The following is a 16,675-nucleotide window of genomic DNA, read 5'->3' on the forward strand; positions in this document are numbered from 1 at the left end:
CCCGCAGCCCCCGGCGCATCCCCCGCCGCGTCCCCCGAACGGCTCTCCGACGCGCCCGGAGCCATCGCCGCGTCAAGTCGGCCGTGATTTTTCCGGACGTTATCGAAGTGTGCCCAAGCGGCCGCCGGGCCCGCCCGCGGAATGGCTGGTTCTACGCCGTAGGCCCAGTACTGGCGGGCCCCCCGGGCCTCCGGCCGCATCCGGCCGGGACCGCCCGTTCATGATCAAAAAGTCACCGAGTGTCAGCATCCCGCGGGTCGTCACCCCTGTCGGTGCAACGAGCACGGCCTCAGACCGGTTAAGGTGGAAACCCCCCCTCGGGCCGGTCCGTATCCCCCCCACGGACCGGCCCGTTTTCTTTCCCCGTGGTCACCCTGGGTGACGAAGCGTGCGACCCCGGCCCCCGGCTCCCGGGTCAGCCGCGGCGGGCCCAGATGTTGACGCCCTCGGTGCTTACCGCGAGGGCGTCGATCTGCGCCAGTTCCTCATCGGTCAGCTTCGGTGCCCCCAGCGCGGCCACGTTCGCCTCCAGCTGGGCCACGCTCGACGCGCCGATCAGCGCCGAGGTCATCCGCGGGTCGCGCAGCACCCAGCTCAGGGCCAGCTGCGCGAGCGACTGCCCGCGCCGCCCCGCGATCTCGTTCAGGCCGCGCAGCCGGCTCACGACCTCCTCGGTCAGCAGCGCCGGGTCCAGGGACTTGCCCTGCGAGGCGCGCGAGCCCTCCGGGATGCCGTGCAGGTACTTGTCGGTCAGCAGGCCCTGCGCGAGCGGCGCGAAGGCGATGCAGCCCATGCCCTCCGCCTCCAGGGTGTCCAGGAGCGCGTCGTCCTCGGTCCAGCGGTTGATCATCGAGTACGACGGCTGGTGGATCAGGGCCGGCACGCCCATGTCGCGCAGCAGCCGGGCCGCCTCGGCGGTCTGCTCGGCGCTGTACGAGGACACGCCCGCGTACAGCGCCTTGCCCTGCCGCACAGCGGACGCGAGCGCGCCCATCGTCTCCTCCAGCGGCGTCTCCGGGTCGAACCGGTGCGAATAGAAGATGTCGACATAGTCGACACCCATCCGGCGCAACGACGCGTCCAGGGAGGACAGCAGGTATTTCCGTGAACCCCACTCGCCGTACGGCCCCGGGTGCATCAGATAGCCCGCCTTCGTCGAGACGAGGATCTCGTCGCGGTACGGGCGGAAGTCCTGTGCGAAGATCTTGCCGAAGTTCAGCTCGGCGGAGCCGGGCGGCGGGCCGTAGTTGTTGGCCAGGTCGAAGTGCGTGATCCCGAGGTCGAAGGCGCGGCGCAGAATCGCGCGCTGCGACTCCAGGCTGCGGTCGTCACCGAAGTTGTGCCACAGTCCCAGTGAGATGGCCGGCAGCCACAGGCCGCTGCGGCCCGTGCGCCGGTACTCCATGGCGTCGTAGCGGTTATCGGCCGCTCGATAATGAGCGGAATGTGTGGAATCGGTCATGTGCATCTGACTATCACGGTCTTGTGACGGACCGAGTTGGGTTCCCGTGACACGCGGGCAGTAATGTGGCGCCCTCGGGGCGACCGCCGTGGCTTGGAGGGGCTGGAAACGTGAAGTTGCGCGACCTGGTGTACAGGCTCTACGCACGCCGGGTGGAAGGCCGCCTCGACCATGCGCAGGTGCCCAAGCACATCGGCGTCATCCTCGACGGCAACCGCCGCTGGGCGCGGGCCGACGGCCGCACGACCGAGCAGGGCCACCAGGCGGGCGCCGACAAGATCTCGGAGCTGCTCGGCTGGTGCGCCGAGACCGACGTCGAGGTCGTCACCCTCTGGATGCTCTCCACCGACAACCTCGACCGCCCGGCCGTGGAGCTCAACCCGCTGCTCGGCATCATCGAGAACACGGTGCGCGGCCTGGCCGCGGACGGGCGCTGGCGCGTCCACCACGTGGGCACGATGGATCTGCTGCCGGCCCGTACGCAGCAGGTGCTGAAGGAGGCCGAGCAGGACACGATCGGCACCCGCGGAATACTGGTCAACGTGGCCGTCGGCTACGGCGGCCGGCAGGAGATCGCGGACGCGGTGCGGTCCCTGGTGCTCGAAGCGGCGGAGAACGGGACGTCGTTCGAGGAACTGGCCGAAATGGTCGATGTCGAGCACATCACCAAGCACCTGTACACACGCGGTCAGCCGGACCCGGACCTCATCATCCGCACCAGCGGCGAGCAGCGGCTCTCGGGTTTCATGCTCTGGCAGAGCGCGCACTCGGAGTATTACTTCTGCGAAGTCTTCTGGCCGGCTTTCCGGAAGGTCGACTTCCTGCGAGCGCTGCGCGATTACGCTGCGCGGCACCGGCGCTACGGCTCCTAGGACGTTTGCCGCGCGAACGCTCCCGGCTGGGGGTGTGGGGGTTATCCCCCACAAGGTGCTGCGCGGCGCGGCACCGGCGCTACGGCTCCTGAGGCCGGGGCCTCACCGGTGGGCCCCGGGCGCCGCTGCGGAGAGGTCCGGCACCGCCGGTTCGGCGCATTGTGGTTCGCCGCCGTTGCGGCGGCAAAAACAATGCCCGCCGCCACGGCGCTGAACCCCCACGGCGAGGGTCCGGCGGAATGCGCACTCACCGCACGCGACGCGTACGGCTCCTGACGGAGCCGTGACTCACCACGCCGCCGCATATGCCGTTGCATGGTCAAGCGGTCCAGCGGGAATATCCCCTCCAGGCCGACGGTCCGTCCCAAGACCGTCGCTCTGCCAGCGGGCGGCATGGGGCCGCCCGCCCGGGAGGCCCTTTGCACACGGACGACGACCGTGCGGACCGAGCGGCCCTGTCCGGCCGCGCGGCCGCCCGCGGAGGGCCGCAGTCCGGCCCTCGAAGGGCTCGCACCCCGGCCCATTCCCCGGCGACGCCGTCGCGCCCCGACCTCCCCGAGGGGGTTCGTCCACCCGTGGTGACCAGCAAGAAGCGCCGTGAGAACGACCGGCGCACCTACGTCCTCGACACCAGCGTCCTGCTGGCCGATCCAGGCGCCATGTCCCGCTTCGAGGAGCACGAGGTCGTGCTGCCCGTGGTGGTGGTCACGGAGTTGGAGGCCAAGCGGCACCACCCCGAGCTCGGCTACTTCGCACGGCAGGCGCTACGCCTGCTGGACACGTACCGGGTGCAGTTCGGCCGGCTGGATTCCCCGATTCCGATCGGGGACCTGGGCGGGACGCTCAGGGTCGAGCTCAACCACTCGGACACGGGCATACTGCCCGCCGGATTCCGCCTCGGCGACAACGACTCGCGCATCCTCGCGGTCGCCCGCAACCTCCAGGCCGAGGGCTACGACGTCACGGTCGTCTCCAAGGATCTGCCGCTGCGGATCAAGGCGTCGGCGGTCGGCCTGCTCGCCGAGGAGTACCGCGCGGAGCTCGCCATCACCGACTCCGGGTGGACCGGCATGGCGGAGCTCACCGTCAGCGCCGAGCAGATCGACGAGCTGTACGCCGCCGAGTCCGTCCGCGTCGCACAGGCGGCGGAACTGCCCGTGCACACCGGCCTGGTGCTGCAGTCCGAGCGCGGCAAGGCCCTCGGCCGGGTCGCCGCCGACGGCTCGGTGCGGCTGGTGCGGGGCGACCGCGAGGCGTTCGGCATCCACGGCCGCAGCGCCGAGCAGCGCGTGGCGCTCGACCTGCTGCTCGACCCGGACATCGGGATCGTCTCGATGGGCGGCCGGGCCGGCACGGGCAAGTCCGCGCTGGCGCTGTGCGCGGGCCTGGAGGCCGTCCTGGAGCGCCGGCAGCACCGCAAGGTGATGGTCTTCCGGCCGCTGTACGCGGTCGGCGGGCAGGAGTTGGGCTATCTGCCGGGCAGCGAGGCCGAGAAGATGAGCCCGTGGGCCCAGGCCGTCTTCGACACCCTCTCGGCGGTCACGAGCTCCGAGGTCATCGAGGAGGTCGTGGAGCGCGGCATGCTGGAGGTGCTGCCGCTCACCCACATCCGCGGCCGCTCGCTCCACGACGCCTTCGTCATCGTGGACGAGGCCCAGTCCCTCGAACGGAACGTGCTGCTGACCGTGCTGTCCCGGATCGGGGCCAACTCGCGGGTGGTGCTCACGCATGACGTGGCCCAGCGCGACAACCTCCGCGTCGGGCGGTACGACGGCGTGGTGGCCGTCGTCGAGAAGCTGAAGGGGCACCCGCTCTTCTCGCACGTCACGCTCACGCGTTCGGAGCGTTCGCCGATCGCGGCGCTGGTGACCGAAATGCTGGAGGACGGCCGGATCTGACACTTCCGTTCCCCGTCCGGCGGTGCGCGGCAAAGCCAAGGAGCCTAGCCGCGCGCCGCTGTTGCGTGCCGGGCTTTCCGCAAATGCCCGGGCATAAACGAGGTGTGACCTTTCCCACGTAACCCGGAATTGCCTCCGGGCATCCCGTTCGGGCAGAGTCTGCTTCCTGTCAGGCCCCGCATACGGCACTTCGGCCCTCCGTGGGCAGTGCATGCCAGCTCGAAGAACTGAACAGCGCCGCCGTATGCCGCCCGAGCGTCACGCGGACCTCCCTTTCCGGGAGGCCCCACGGGCCCGTGCCTCCCGTGACCGTTACGGAGGCCAGCGCCAGGGGCACGATCGCGCTCGCGAGGTCACCCATGCGGGCGATGCTGGAAGGAAAACGTGTGAGCCGGATTTCGGTCCGGGGATTCGCCGTGGCATCCGCCACCGCGGTCACCACCGTCGGCGCCGTCGTAGGTGTCGCTGCAGGCCATGACCAGGGCACGACCGACCGGGTCGAGGCGACCGCAGCGGACACGACGCTCCTCGCGGACATCCCCGCAGGACAGAACGTCCGGGCACAGGCCGCTTCCCTGACCCAGCAGGCGGACACGCAGTCCGAGGCCGCCGAGACCGCCGCCAAGAAGGACGCCGAGGAGGCCGCGCGCAAGCAGGCCGCCGAGGACGCCACGGCGAAGAAGGAAGCCGCGGACGAGGCCGCCAAGAAGAAGGAGGCCGAGGAGAAGGCCAAGGAGCGCGAGAAGGAGGAGAAGGAGCAGGTCAGCAGCCGCTCCGCCACCCGCGACGCGTCCTCCTTCGCCGTCAAGGGCTCCTACTCCACCGCCGAGGTCCAGGCGATGGCCCGCCAGATGGTCCCCGGCGACCAGTTCCAGTGCTTCAGCAACATCGTGAACAACGAGAGCAGCTGGGACTACACCGCGACCAACGCCTCCTCCGGCGCCTACGGCCTCGTCCAGGCGCTGCCCGGCACCAAGATGGCCTCGGCCGGCGCCGACTGGCGCACCAACCCCGCCACCCAGATCAAGTGGGGCCTCGGCTATATGAACGAGCGCTACGGCAGCCCCTGCGGCGCCTGGTCGTTCTGGCAGGCCAACCAGTGGTACTAGAGCGCGGCGCCCGGCCGTAACGCCGGCCGCTTCCCCGCCTCCCGCGAGCCCCCGGTCTCAACCAGGCCGGGGGCTCGTGCTGTCTTTCCCGGCGCACGGCACGGGTAACGTTCACCCTGGCCACGGGGGAGTGGGGGTAGAGGAAGAGAAATGTCCAGATTGCCACGATGGGTCGGCGGTGCGGGAGCGGGTCTGACCCGCCTCGCCCGGCGGCTCGAGGAGCGCTCGGCCGAGGCGGCGGGTGCCGCCGGTGCCGGCGACGCTCCCGAGCCGGACGGCGCCGCCGAGCCCGTACGCACCTCCCCGCCGAATCGTTCCGGCCGGTCCGGGGCGGCTTCCGCCGCGTCCGCCGGCGACCCCGGACCCGTAAGTGCGGGCAGCGCCGGGTCCGCGGACGATCACGCGCCCGACCACGTCCCGCCGCCGCCCGGCTACGCCCCCGCGGTGCCGGCCCGCCCCGACCCCGTCGCCGCCGTCCCCTGGGGCGTGCGGGTCGCGGCCGAGGCCGGCTGGCGGCTGCTGGTCCTGGCCGGCACCCTCTGGGTGCTGATGCGGGTGATCAGCGCCGTCCGTCTGGTGGTGCTGTCCTTCGTCGTCGGCCTGCTGATCACCGCCCTGCTGCAGCCCACCGTCGCCTGGCTGAAGAGACGCGGCGTGCCCCGGGGGCTCGCCACGGCCATGACCTTCATCTCCGGCTTCGTCGTCATGGGCCTGGTCGGCTGGTTCGTGACGTGGCAGGTGACGGACAACCTCGACGACCTGTCCGGGCAGGTGCAGCAGGGCATCAAGGACCTGAAGCACTGGCTGCTCACCAGCCGGTTCCACGTCACCGAGAAGCAGATCAACAACATCGCCGACAACCTCAGCACGGCCATCGGCGCCAACACCAAGGACATCACCTCCGCCGGCATAGAGGGCGTCCAGGTGATCCTTGAGGTGCTGACCGGCATCCTGCTGGCGATGTTCAGCACGCTCTTCCTGCTCTACGACGGGCCGCGCATCTGGAGCTGGCTGCTGAAGCTGTTCCCGGCGGCGGCGCGCGAGGGCGTGGCGGGCGCGGGCCCGCGGGCGTGGGCGACGCTGACGGCCTACGTGCGGGGCACGGTGATAGTGGCCCTGATCGACGCGATCTTCATCGGGATAGGGCTGTTCTTCCTCAACGTGCCGCTCGCGGTGCCGCTGGCGGTCTTCATCTTCCTGTTCGCGTTCGTGCCGCTCGTCGGCGCCGTGGTCTCCGGCGCGCTCGCGGTGGTCGTGGCGCTGGTGACGAAGGACGTGTTCACGGCCCTGATGGTGCTCGTCGTGGTGCTCGCCGTGCAGCAGATCGAGGGGCACGTCCTGCAGCCGTTCATCCTCGGCCGCGCCGTGCGCGTCCACCCGCTCGCGGTGGTCCTGTCGGTGGTCGCGGGCTCCCTGGTGGCCGGCATCGGCGGCGCGGTGGTCGCCGTTCCGCTGGTCGCCGTCACCAATACGGTCGTCGGCTACCTCCGCGCGTACAGCAGGGACAAGGCCCTGGCCGCGGCGCCGCCGATCGGGCCGCCCCCGCAGCAGCCGGGGGACTGAACCCGGACGGGCGAGCCCGTACAGGCGAATCCGGACAGACGAAGGGGCCCCGGCCGTCGATGACGACCGGGGCCCACTCGCGTGCTACGTGCGGATCAGGCGTTGTCCGCCAGGACCTGCTCGGCGTCCAGGGTGGCGCCGACGGCCTGCAGGACCGCAGCGATCTTGAACGCCTCCTGGATGGTCTCGCGCGAGACGTCCGCCTTGCGGAGGACCTGCTCGTGCGAGTCGAGGCACAGGCCGCAGCCGTTGATGGCCGAGACGGCCAGCGACCACAGCTCGAAGTCGACCTTCTCCACGCCCGGGTTGCCGATGACGTTCATCCGCAGGCCCGCGCGCAGGTTGCCGTACTCCGGGTCCGACAGCAGGTGCCGGGTGCGGTAGTAGACGTTGTTCATCGCCATGATGGCGGCGGCGGCCTTGGCGGCCGTGTACGCCTCGGGCGACAGGTTGGCCTTGGCCACCGGCTCCAGCTCGCGCAGGACGATCGGCGAACGGGTCGCGATCGCGCAGGAGAGGACGGTGCCCCACAGCTGCTGCTTCGGCAGGTCGGAATTGCCGATGACCGAGCCGAGGTTCAGCTTCAGGTCCTTGGCGTAGTCCGGTATCGCGGACTTCAGCTCATCGAGCGCCATGGTCGATCAGCTCACTCGCCGGCGAGGAGCTTGACGGCGTCGAGGGTCTCCTCACCCTTGTTCCAGTTGCAGGGGCACAGCTCGTCCGTCTGCAGGGCGTCGAGGACCCGCAGGACCTCCTTGGGGTTACGGCCGACGGAGCCGGCGGTCACCATGACGAACTGGATCTCGTTGTTCGGGTCCACGATGAAGACGGCGCGCTGGGCGTAGCCGTCCTCGCCCTCGACGCCGCAGGCCTGCATCAGCTCGTGCTTGGCGTCGGCCAGCATCGGGAAGGGCAGGTCGCGGAGGTCCTTGTGGTCCTTGCGCCAGGCGTGGTGGACGAACTCGGAGTCGCCGGAGACACCGAGGATCTGGGCGTCGCGGTCGGCGAACTCGTCGTTCAGCTGACCGAACGCGGCGATCTCGGTCGGGCAGACGAAGGTGAAGTCCTTGGGCCAGAAGAAGACGACCTTCCACTTGCCCTCGTGGGTCTTGTTGTCGATCTGGGCGAAGGCCTTGTCCGCGTCCAGGTCCACACAAGCGGTCAGGTCGAACTCGGGGAACTTGTCACCAACAGTGAGCACGCGCTCTCCTTGCAGCGAGCAGGAAGCTCCGTGACAGGAGTTTCCTTCGGGGTTGGACATGAGCAACCCTGCCACAGGAGCCATTGATAACGGAAATAGCTAGACTGGGTGATGTTGATCGGAGGTGCTTATCAAATGTCCACCACACCGGCCGTCGCCGCCGTAAGCCCCGGGGGCGGCCGCCCGCGCCAGCCCAGCCTCGCCCAGCTCCGGGCCTTCGCCGCCGTCGCCGAGCACCTGCACTTCCGGGACGCCGCCACGGCCCTCGGCATGAGCCAGCCCGCGCTCTCGGGGGCCGTCTCCGCGCTGGAGGAGGTCCTCGACGTCCAGCTCGTCGAGCGTACGACGAGAAAAGTGCTGCTCAGTCCCGCGGGGGAGCGGCTGGCCGCCCGCGCCCGGACCGTCCTCGACGCCGTCGCCGCGCTCATGGAGGAGGCCGACGCCGCCCGCGCGCCCTTCACCGGCGCCCTGCGCCTCGGCGTGATCCCGACCGTCGCGCCGTACCTGCTGCCGACCGTCCTGCGCCTGGTCCACGACGCGTACCCGGACCTCGACCTGCAGGTCCACGAGGAGCAGACGTCCTCGCTGCTCGACGGGCTCGGCCAGGGCCGGCTCGACCTGCTGCTGCTCGCCGTGCCGCTCGGCGTGCCCGGCGTCACCGAACTCCCGCTCTTCGACGAGGACTTCGTGCTCGTCATGCCCCGCGACCACTGGCTCGCCGGGCGGGGCGACATCCCGCGCGAGGCCCTGCGCGAGCTCGACCTGCTCCTGCTCGACGAGGGCCACTGCCTGCGCGACCAGGCCCTCGACATCTGCCGCGAGGTCGGCCGGACCTCCGGCGCGCCGGGCACGACCAGCGCGGCCGGGCTGTCCACGCTCGTCCAGCTGGTCGGCGGCGGCATGGGCGTCACGCTGCTGCCGCGCACGGCCCTGCGCGTCGAGGCCGAGCGCAACGCCCAGCTCGCCACCGGCTCGTTCGCGGATCCGGTGCCCTCGCGCAGGATCGCCCTGGCCATGCGGACGGGCGCCGCGCGGCAGGGCGAGTTCGAGCAGATCGCCGCCGCGCTGCGCAAGGAACTGCGGAAGCTGCCGGTGCGGATCGCTGCGTAGGGGCGGGCCGGCGTGCTGGCTGCTGTGCGTGCGGTTTCCGCCGTGTGCGGCGGGCCGCACGGGCCGCCGCACACGGCGATAAGTCACGCCCATCCGAAGGCGGTTACTCTGTCCGGAGGCCGTCCGGGCGGGTGAGGCGCCACAGGGCCGGCAGGGTCAGCAGGGTGATCGCGACGATCATGCCCGCCCCCGCGCCGGCCAGCGGGACGAACGCGAACCAGTCCCGTACAGGCTCGTCGACCAGGGCGAGCAGCAACCGCCCCAGGCCGAGCCCGAATCCGACGGCCAGCGCCATGCCCAGCACCACGGGAACCGCGGTCTGCCACAGCACCGACCAGGCGATCGTCGCACGGCTGGTGCCGCAGGCGACCAGCATGGACAACGCCCGCTTGCGCTCGCGCAGTTGTTCCAGCGTGCCGACGAGCATGCTCAGCGCGATCAGTCCGAGCACGCACACGGCGCCGGTCTTCAGGCCCTCCTCGACGGCCGCGAGGTGGTTCTCCTTCACCACGCCGCCCAGGCGCCAGACCCGCATGCCCGGGTCGATGGCGGCGGCCGTGTTGCGGAACCGCTCGACGGCGTCGTCGCGGTCGCGGGGGTCGACCCGGGCCAGCACGGTCGTCCTGGCGTCCGGGATCGCCCGGACGTCGATGGCCGAGGGCGTGGCCAGCACGCCGGACTGGTGGTCCCCGGTGGGCCCGGGGAGGGTCTCCACGACCCGCGCCGAGGCCGGAACCGTCCACTTGTAGGCGGGAGTTCCGCGCTCCTTCGCCCGCTCGAAGCCGTCCATCTCCAGCGGCGTGCCCGGCGGGAGGTGGCGGGCGGCGGCGTCCCCGCCCTTCTCCCCGGCCACGAAGACGTCGCCGTCACGACACGAGCCGATCTTGGCGAGCGTGCGCAGGATGCTGCAGTCGGCGATGTGCACCGTGGTGACGGAGTGCTCCTTGCCGGGGTAGCTCGCGTACTGCTCCACGAACGCGACGGCGTCCTGCACGCCCGGCGTGGAGCGGAACGCCTTCGTGTACGCGAGGACCTCCTCGGACGTGCCCGGGCGGTACGAGGCCTGGAGCTGTGACCAGCTCGCAACGCTCCCGCCCGGCCTGTCGTGGCCGCTCTGCATGCCGGAGAGCACCATCTGGACGGCTATCGCCCCGGCCACGGCGACGGTGATGCCGCTGACCGCCCGCGCGGCCGTGCCGCCGCCGGCCTGCAGCCGCCGCGTCGCCAGCTGCCAGGGCAGCGGGCCGCCGCGCAACCGGGCGACGCACACCTCCACCAGCCACGGCAGGACGGCGGCGACACCGATCAGCAGCAGCGCCGCACCCGCGGCGATCATGGCCGTCTCCACGGGCCCGTAGAAGGGGCCCCCGACCACCGCCAGCGTGCCCGGGACGAGCAGCGCCAGGCCCGCGGCGGGGAGCAGCAGCCGCCACCACAGCCTGCGCCGCCGGCCGGCCGCGCCGCGGACGACGCCGAGCGGCTCGATGGTGACGCGGCGCAGCGCGGACAGGGTCACCACGACGGTCAGCAGGGGTACGGCGACGGCGATCAGCGCGGCCAGTGCGGGGCCCGGGGCGACGTCCGAGGGGAAGAGGGTGACGTCGCGGACCGTGACGTGCGGGGCGAAGCCGCGGGCGAGGAGGAAGAGCCCCGCGCCCGCGAGCAGGCCGAGCAGGGCGCCGCACAGGGCCTCGCCGGCCGCGATCCGCCGGGCCGTGGCACCGTCCGCGCCGATCAGCCGCAGGGCCGCCAGCCGCCGGTCCCGGCCCTCTCCGCCGAACCGGACGGCGGCCGAGATGAAGACGCCGACCGGCAGCAGCAGGATCACGCACGCGAGGACGATCAGGACGACCAGCTCGCTCTCCGTGGGCAGGTCGTCCGCGGCGGCGCCGAAGCGGTCGATGCGCACGGCGCCGTCGCCCGGTGCGAGCCGGCCGTCACCCGCGTAGAAGTAGAGCTCGCTGGGGCCGACGAGGCCCGCGGGCGCGATGGTGCCCACGGTCCGGTAGGGGAGCCGCTCGCGCAGGAGCTTCCCCGCGTCGGAGCGAAGGAGCCTGCCCAGGGCGGGGGAGACGACCATCTCGCCCGGCCGGGGCAGGTCCGTCACGCCCGGCGGCACCGGGGCGCCGGGCCCTTCGGGGCGCAGCAGCGCGCCGCCGACCTTTTTGTCCCGGAAGTCGGTGCCGGCGTCGCGGTAGACGAGGGTGTCGCTGCTCCTGCGCAGCTCGTGGCCGGGCTGTTCGAACTCCAGCGGCGTGTTCACCGCGCGGGCGGCCGTGCGCCGGTCGCGCTCGGCCAGCACGTGCGGCACGGACGCCGCGATCGCCAGGACGGCCACGCCGAGGCCCACGGCCAGCGCGGTGAGCACCGCGCGCAGCAGCCCCTCGCGGCCGCCGGCGACCGTGAAGCGCGCGCCCATGCGCAGGTCGCGCAGCCAGGCGGCGGCGCCGGCCGGGCCGGAGGGCCGGTCCGCGGGGCCGTGGCCGGGGCGCGGGGGAGCGCCCTCGTGGCCGTACGAGCCCTCGCTCGCGTCCTTCTTCCGCTCGCTCACGCCCGCCCCACCCCCGCCATGTCGCGCGCCCGCCCGTCGCGCACGACGACCTCGCGGTCCGAGTAGGCGGCGACGCGCGCCTCGTGGGTGACCAGCACGACGGCGGCGCGGGTGTCCCGCGCGGCCTCCGTCAGCAGCCGCATGACCCGCTCGCCGTTGAGGGAGTCCAGGGCGCCGGTCGGCTCGTCCGCGAAGATCACGCGCGGGGTGGTGACGAGGGCGCGGGCCACGGCGACCCGCTGGGCCTGGCCGCCGGAGATCTCGCCGGGCCGCTTGCCGCGGGCGTCGGCGACCTCCAGCCGCTCCAGCCGGTCCGCGGCCTGCCGCTCGGCCTCCTTGCGCTTGACGCCGTTCAGGCGGAGCGGCAGCGCCACGTTCTCCAGGCAGGTCAGCTCCGGCACCAGCTGCCCGAACTGGAAGACGAAGCCGAACTCGGTGCGCCGCAGGGCGCTGCGCTCGGCGTCCGGAAGCTCCGACAGGTCGCGCGCTCCGTAGCGGACCGTGCCGGCGTCGGGGCGAATGATTCCGGCCAGGCAGTGCAGCAGGGTCGACTTGCCGGAACCCGACGGGCCCATGACGGCGACGACTTCGCCGGGGTGGACGGAGAAGTCCGCGCCGGCCAGCGCGGTCGTCGGCCCGTACGCCTTGTGCAGGCCGGTCGCGGCGAGCAGGGAGCCGGCCGGGTGGGCGGCGGAACGGGTCACGACCGCACCGCCGCGGCCAGCTGGTCGAGGCGGGCAGCGGTGATTTCCAGCCATCTCAGATCGGCCTCCAGATGGAAGAGCGCGTGGTCGCAGATCAGCTGGTCCGCCAGGTCGCCGCTCACCTTGCGGCGGGTGAGCTCGCGCATCAGCCGCAGGTGCTCGGTGCGTTGGGCGTCCAGCAGGGTGTCCGCGTCGCGCCCGGTCAGCAGGGCCACCACGACCTTGGTGTAGAGGACGGACTGCAGGTACGGCTCGGGCTTCTCGGGCTCGGCGAGCCAGCGCGCCACGTCCGTGATGCCGGCGTCGGTGATGGCGTAACGCTTGCGTTCGGGGCCGTCGCCGTGCTCGATCCCGTCGACCTCCACCAGGCCGTTCTTCAGCAGGCGCGACATCGTCGCGTACACCTGGCCGTAGTGCAGCGGCCGGTCGTGGCCGAAGCGGGCGTCGAAAGCGCGCTTGAGGTCGTAGCCGTGGCGCGGGCCGGATTCCAGGAGCGCGAGCAGAGTGTGACCGATGGACATGGGCGGGACTGTACACCGTGGGTATACATCGCGTGTATACCCACGGTGTACAGATGGCGTGATCATGATGGAACCGGCGCCCTGTACGGTTTCCCGCACTGCGCCGCGCCCGGTTCCCGCCAGCCGGGGTGCTGTATGTCACGTGCCCCAAAGCCTTGATCAATGGGTGTTTGGTGACAGTTGCGGTGTTAGCTTCATGAGCTGGGTTGGGGGCGGAAAGACTGGAGCTACGGGAGAGATGGGCCGAGCGGACGCGCGACGGGCGCAGAAGAGCACCCGCACAGCAAAGGGCAAGAAGCCCAAGAAGCCTGGGAAGAGCGGCATACGCCGCTTCTTCACGTGGAAGAAGCTGCTCGCCTATTTCGTGGCGCTCATCGCTCTCGGGGCGGGCGCCTGCGTGGCGCTGTACATGTACGTGGACATCCCCAAGGGCAACAGCCAGGCGAAGCTGCAGAGCAACATCTTCAAGGACGCCGACGGCAAGGTCATCGCGCGCAGCGGCGAGGTGAACCGGCAGGAAGTCCCGCTCGGCAAGATCCCGATCGACGTCCAGCACGCCGTCGTCGCCGCCGAGAACAAGAACTTCTACACCGACCCCGGCGTCGACGTGCTCGGCACCGCCCGTGGCGTCTTCAACACCGTCATGGGCCGTGGCAAGCAGGGTGGTTCGACCATCACCCAGCAGTACGTGAAGAACTACTACCTGGACCAGCGCCAGACCGTCACCCGCAAGGTGAAGGAACTGGTCATCTCCCTGAAGGTGCAGAGGGAGACGTCCAAGGAGGAGATCCTCGCGGGCTACCTCAACACCAGCTTCTACGGCCGCGGCGCCTACGGCATCCAGGCCGCCTCCCGCGCGTACTACAACAAGGACGTCGACAAGCTCAGCCTGGAGGAGGGCGCCTACCTGGCCACGCTCCTCAACGCCCCCAGCCAGTTCGACTGGGCGGTGGCCACCCCGGCGGGCAAGGAGAACGCCAAGGCCCGCTGGAACTACGTCCTGGACAAGATGGTCGAGCAGAAGTGGCTCGACAAGGACAAGCGCGCCGGCATGCAGTTCAAGGAGCCCGGCAAGCCCCCGGCCGCGAAGGGCCTCACCGGCCAGAACGGCTATCTGATCGAGGCCGCCAAGGCCGAGATGCGCAGGAAGCTGGTCAAGGACGGCCGTCCCGAGAGCGACCTCGACGCCGGCGGCTGGACGATCAGCCTCAGCATCGACAACCAGAAGCAGAAGGCCCTGGAGAAGGCCGTCAAGGACAAGCTCCTCGACGACCTCGACCCCAAGGCCCGCGCGGTCGACAAGAACGTCCAGGTCGGCGCCGCCTCCGTCGATCCGAAGACCGGCAAGGTCGTCGCCCTCTACGGCGGCACCGACGCCCTCCAGCACTGGACGAACAACGCCACCCGCGAGGACTACCAGGTCGCGTCGACCTTCAAGCCGCTGATCTTCGCGTCGGCGCTGGAGAACAAGTCCACCACCCAGAACAAGGTGCGCATCAACGCCGGCACGCTCTACGACTCCACCACCGAGCGGCCCGTCACCGGCACCGACGAGCACTTCGCCCCGGAGAACGAGGACGGCTACTCGCACGGCATGATCCCCGTGCAGAAGGCCATGAACGACTCGGTCAACTCCGTCTTCGCGCAGATGGCCATCGACGTCGGCCTGTCCAAGGTCAAGAAGACCGCCGTCGACATGGGCATGAACGGCAAGGTCAAGGACTTCGTGGAGAAGCCCGCCATGTCGCTCGGCTCCATGGGCAACAGCCCGCTGCACATGGCCGGCGTCTACGCGACCCTCGCCCACCACGGCAAGAAGGTCACGCCCTCGATCATCAAGTCGGCCTCCCAGAACGGCAAGGAGCTGTCGCTCGACAACCCGGTCGGCGGCGACGCCATCTCGCGCAACACCGCCGACGGCGTCACCACCGTCCTCAAGGGCGTGGTCGACGACGGCACGGCCTCCGTCGTGCAGAGCGTCGGCCGCCCGGTCGCGGGCAAGACCGGCACCTCCGACGACAACAAGTCCGCCTGGTTCACCGGCTACACCCCCGACCTGGTCACCGCCGTCGGCCTGTTCGGCGAGGGCGAGGGCGGCAAGCAGGTCACGCTCAAGGGCACCGGCGGCAACGGCCGCGTCAACGGTGGCACGTACCCGGCCCGGATCTGGGCGGCCTACACCGCCGACGCGCTCCAGGGCTCGGACCCCGAGCAGTTCGACCTCGACACGGACATGAGCACGACGGTTCCGGCCATCCCCGGCCCGCCCGCCTCGTCCACCCCGTCCGCGCCCGCGTCGCACAGCCCGTCGCCGACGCCCTCCAAGCCGTCGTCCTCGCCGTCGGCCTCCTCCTCGCGGAGCCCGTCGCACGGCCCGTCGTCGGCGCCGCCGTCCTCGCGGCCGCCGGTCCCGCCGGTCACCCCGAGCAGCCGGCCGCCGAGCCCGCCGCCGACCGGCGGCGGCCTGCAGCCCAACGGGAACCGCGAGCCGATCCGCGAGCCGGCTCGCGACTGAGGCCGCGACTGATCAACCGTCAGGCACCGGGCTCCGGCCGCTCACCCTCTGTGTAGGGTGAGCGGCCGGAGTTTTTCGGTACCTGGGGGACGTGAGCATGGCCGTGCTGGAACCGCTGCGGGAGACGACGCCGCGGCGGATCGGACCCTACGAGCTCCTCGCCCGGCTCGGCGCCGGCGGCATGGGCGAGGTCCACCTCGCCCGCGGCCCCGAAGGCACGGTCGCCCTGAAGACCATCCGCGCCGCCCTCGCCGGGCAGCCCGGCTTCCGCGCCCGCTTCCGGCGCGAGATCGCCGTCGCCCGGTCCGTCGACAGCCCCCACGTCGCCCGGCTGACCGGCGGCGACGCCGACGCCGACCCGCCGTGGCTCGCCACCGAGTACGTGCCCGGGCCCACGCTCGCCGAGGCCGTCCGCCTCGCCGGGCCGCTGCCCGCCGCGACCGTCCTGGCCCTCGGCGCCCACCTCGTACGGGCCCTGCACGCCGTCCACGCCGCGCCCGCGCTCCACCGCGACCTCAAGCCCGGCAACGTCCTGCTCGCCGCGGACGGCCCCCGGCTCATCGACTTCGGCGTCGCCCGCGCGCCCGACGCCACGACGCTGACCGGTACCGGGCTCATGGTCGGCACGCCCGCCTTCATGTCCCCCGAGCACCTGCGCGGCGGGCGGCACGTCGTCGCCGCGTCCGACGTCTTCTGCCTCGCCTCCGTGCTGTGCTTCGCCGCGACCGGCGAGGACCCCTTCGGCGACGGGCCGCTCGCCGCGGTCCTCCACCGCGTCTCGCAGGCCCGGGCCGACCTGTCCTCCGTCCCGGACCCCCTCCGCGCCGTCCTCGCGGACTGCCTCCGCCCCGACCCCGCGGACCGCCCCGGCACGGCGGCGCTGACACTCCGCTTCGGAACCCCGGCCGAGGGCGCCTTCGCCTGGCCGCCGGCGATCGCGGAACGCATCGAGGCGGACCGCGTTGCCGCGGAGCGCGTGGTGGCGAAGGCGGCGGACGTTGCGGGATCGGCGCCGGTGCCGGGGCGGCCCGGGGGGCTTGCCGGGGAGGTTCCGGCACCTGGGACTTCCCTCCGCCGCGACGGTGATCAGCCCGTGGCGGGTGGTCCGGCGGTGCCGGTCGGGCCTGGGGCGGTTTCGGCACCGCCGGTGGCCGCCGTGGGGGTTGATC

General features: G+C 71.7%; 13 protein-coding genes. 7 read left to right on the plus strand and 6 right to left on the minus strand.

What is annotated here, in order from left to right; translation table 11 throughout:
- Nucleotides 1-415 precede the first annotated feature (415 nt).
- Entirely contained in the window at nt 416-1,462 is a 1,047-nt protein-coding gene (mgrA, locus tag ACSNOH_RS24775) for an L-glyceraldehyde 3-phosphate reductase (RefSeq protein WP_436723641.1), read from the minus strand.
- A gap of 110 nt (nt 1,463-1,572) precedes the next feature.
- On the opposite strand from mgrA, the gene ACSNOH_RS24780 reads away from it, so the two are divergent.
- The 4 genes from ACSNOH_RS24780 (at nt 1,573) to ACSNOH_RS24795 (ending at nt 6,904) form a co-directional block, all read left to right on the plus strand.
- Nucleotides 1,573-2,334, plus strand: a complete 762-nt coding sequence (locus tag ACSNOH_RS24780; protein WP_398383014.1) for an isoprenyl transferase — start codon at nt 1,573-1,575, stop codon at nt 2,332-2,334.
- 575 nt (nt 2,335-2,909) lie between these two features.
- Nucleotides 2,910-4,232: a PhoH family protein gene (locus tag ACSNOH_RS24785; RefSeq protein WP_436723642.1), complete on the plus strand. Its 1,323-nt coding sequence runs from the start codon at nt 2,910-2,912 to the stop codon at nt 4,230-4,232.
- A gap of 386 nt (nt 4,233-4,618) precedes the next feature.
- Nucleotides 4,619-5,341 carry a transglycosylase SLT domain-containing protein gene (locus ACSNOH_RS24790; RefSeq protein WP_436723643.1) on the plus strand — a complete coding sequence of 241 codons (723 nt, stop codon included), beginning with the start codon at nt 4,619-4,621 and terminating at the stop codon, nt 5,339-5,341.
- Between the two features lie 150 nt (nt 5,342-5,491).
- Complete coding sequence (locus ACSNOH_RS24795; RefSeq protein ID WP_436723644.1) at nt 5,492-6,904, plus strand: AI-2E family transporter; 1,413 nt, start codon at nt 5,492-5,494, stop codon at nt 6,902-6,904.
- 95 nt (nt 6,905-6,999) lie between these two features.
- Here the strand turns inward: ACSNOH_RS24795 and ACSNOH_RS24800 are convergent, their stop codons facing one another.
- The gene (locus tag ACSNOH_RS24800) at nt 7,000-7,539 is read right to left on the minus strand and encodes an alkyl hydroperoxide reductase (RefSeq protein ID WP_436723645.1); all 540 of its coding nucleotides are present in this window, start codon (nt 7,537-7,539) and stop codon (nt 7,000-7,002) included.
- An 11-nt stretch (nt 7,540-7,550) separates the two neighbouring features.
- Nucleotides 7,551-8,105, minus strand: coding sequence for a peroxiredoxin (locus ACSNOH_RS24805; protein WP_436723646.1), 555 nt, complete (start codon nt 8,103-8,105; stop codon nt 7,551-7,553).
- Nucleotides 8,106-8,240: 135 nt separating this feature from the next.
- Here ACSNOH_RS24805 and ACSNOH_RS24810 point away from each other — a divergent pair, with 135 nt between their 5' ends.
- Nucleotides 8,241-9,215 carry a hydrogen peroxide-inducible genes activator gene (locus tag ACSNOH_RS24810; RefSeq protein WP_436723647.1) on the plus strand — a complete coding sequence of 325 codons (975 nt, stop codon included), beginning with the start codon at nt 8,241-8,243 and terminating at the stop codon, nt 9,213-9,215.
- Between the two features lie 103 nt (nt 9,216-9,318).
- Here ACSNOH_RS24810 and ACSNOH_RS24815 read toward each other — a convergent pair whose 3' ends face one another.
- Genes ACSNOH_RS24815 through ACSNOH_RS24825 form a run of 3 tightly spaced genes read right to left on the minus strand, consistent with a single transcriptional unit; the run spans nt 9,319 to nt 12,991 of the window.
- On the minus strand, nt 9,319-11,766 hold the full coding sequence (locus tag ACSNOH_RS24815; RefSeq protein WP_436723648.1) for an ABC transporter permease: 2,448 nt from the start codon (nt 11,764-11,766) through the stop codon (nt 9,319-9,321).
- Nucleotides 11,763-12,470: an ABC transporter ATP-binding protein gene (locus ACSNOH_RS24820; RefSeq protein ID WP_436723649.1), complete on the minus strand. Its 708-nt coding sequence runs from the start codon at nt 12,468-12,470 to the stop codon at nt 11,763-11,765. The genes ACSNOH_RS24815 and ACSNOH_RS24820 overlap by 4 nt, the downstream gene beginning before the upstream one ends.
- The gene (locus tag ACSNOH_RS24825) at nt 12,467-12,991 is read right to left on the minus strand and encodes a PadR family transcriptional regulator (RefSeq protein WP_436723650.1); all 525 of its coding nucleotides are present in this window, start codon (nt 12,989-12,991) and stop codon (nt 12,467-12,469) included. The genes ACSNOH_RS24820 and ACSNOH_RS24825 overlap by 4 nt, the downstream gene beginning before the upstream one ends.
- Nucleotides 12,992-13,229: 238 nt before the next feature.
- On the opposite strand from ACSNOH_RS24825, the gene ACSNOH_RS24830 reads away from it, so the two are divergent.
- The gene (locus ACSNOH_RS24830; RefSeq protein ID WP_436723651.1) at nt 13,230-15,506 is read left to right on the plus strand and encodes a transglycosylase domain-containing protein; all 2,277 of its coding nucleotides are present in this window, start codon (nt 13,230-13,232) and stop codon (nt 15,504-15,506) included.
- Nucleotides 15,507-15,603: 97 nt separating this feature from the next.
- Nucleotides 15,604-16,675, plus strand: a 1,072-nt coding sequence (locus ACSNOH_RS24835; protein ID WP_436723652.1) for a serine/threonine-protein kinase, incomplete at its 3' end; no start/stop codon positions are given.

Origin of the sequence: Streptomyces sp. URMC 127 (genome assembly GCF_051386535.1) — a bacterium.
Taxonomy (GTDB): domain Bacteria; phylum Actinomycetota; class Actinomycetes; order Streptomycetales; family Streptomycetaceae; genus Streptomyces.

Coding starts and splice junctions, on each gene's coding strand:
- ACSNOH_RS24810 (WP_436723647.1), top strand. CDS start 8,241: ATGTCCACCACACCGGCCGTCGCCGCCGTAAGCCCCGGGGGCGGCCGC.
- ACSNOH_RS24795 (WP_436723644.1), top strand. CDS start 5,492: ATGTCCAGATTGCCACGATGGGTCGGCGGTGCGGGAGCGGGTCTGACC.
- ACSNOH_RS24800 (WP_436723645.1), bottom strand. CDS start 7,539: ATGGCGCTCGATGAGCTGAAGTCCGCGATACCGGACTACGCCAAGGAC.
- ACSNOH_RS24825 (WP_436723650.1), bottom strand. CDS start 12,991: ATGTCCATCGGTCACACTCTGCTCGCGCTCCTGGAATCCGGCCCGCGC.
- ACSNOH_RS24830 (WP_436723651.1), top strand. CDS start 13,230: ATGGGCCGAGCGGACGCGCGACGGGCGCAGAAGAGCACCCGCACAGCA.
- mgrA (WP_436723641.1), bottom strand. CDS start 1,462: ATGACCGATTCCACACATTCCGCTCATTATCGAGCGGCCGATAACCGC.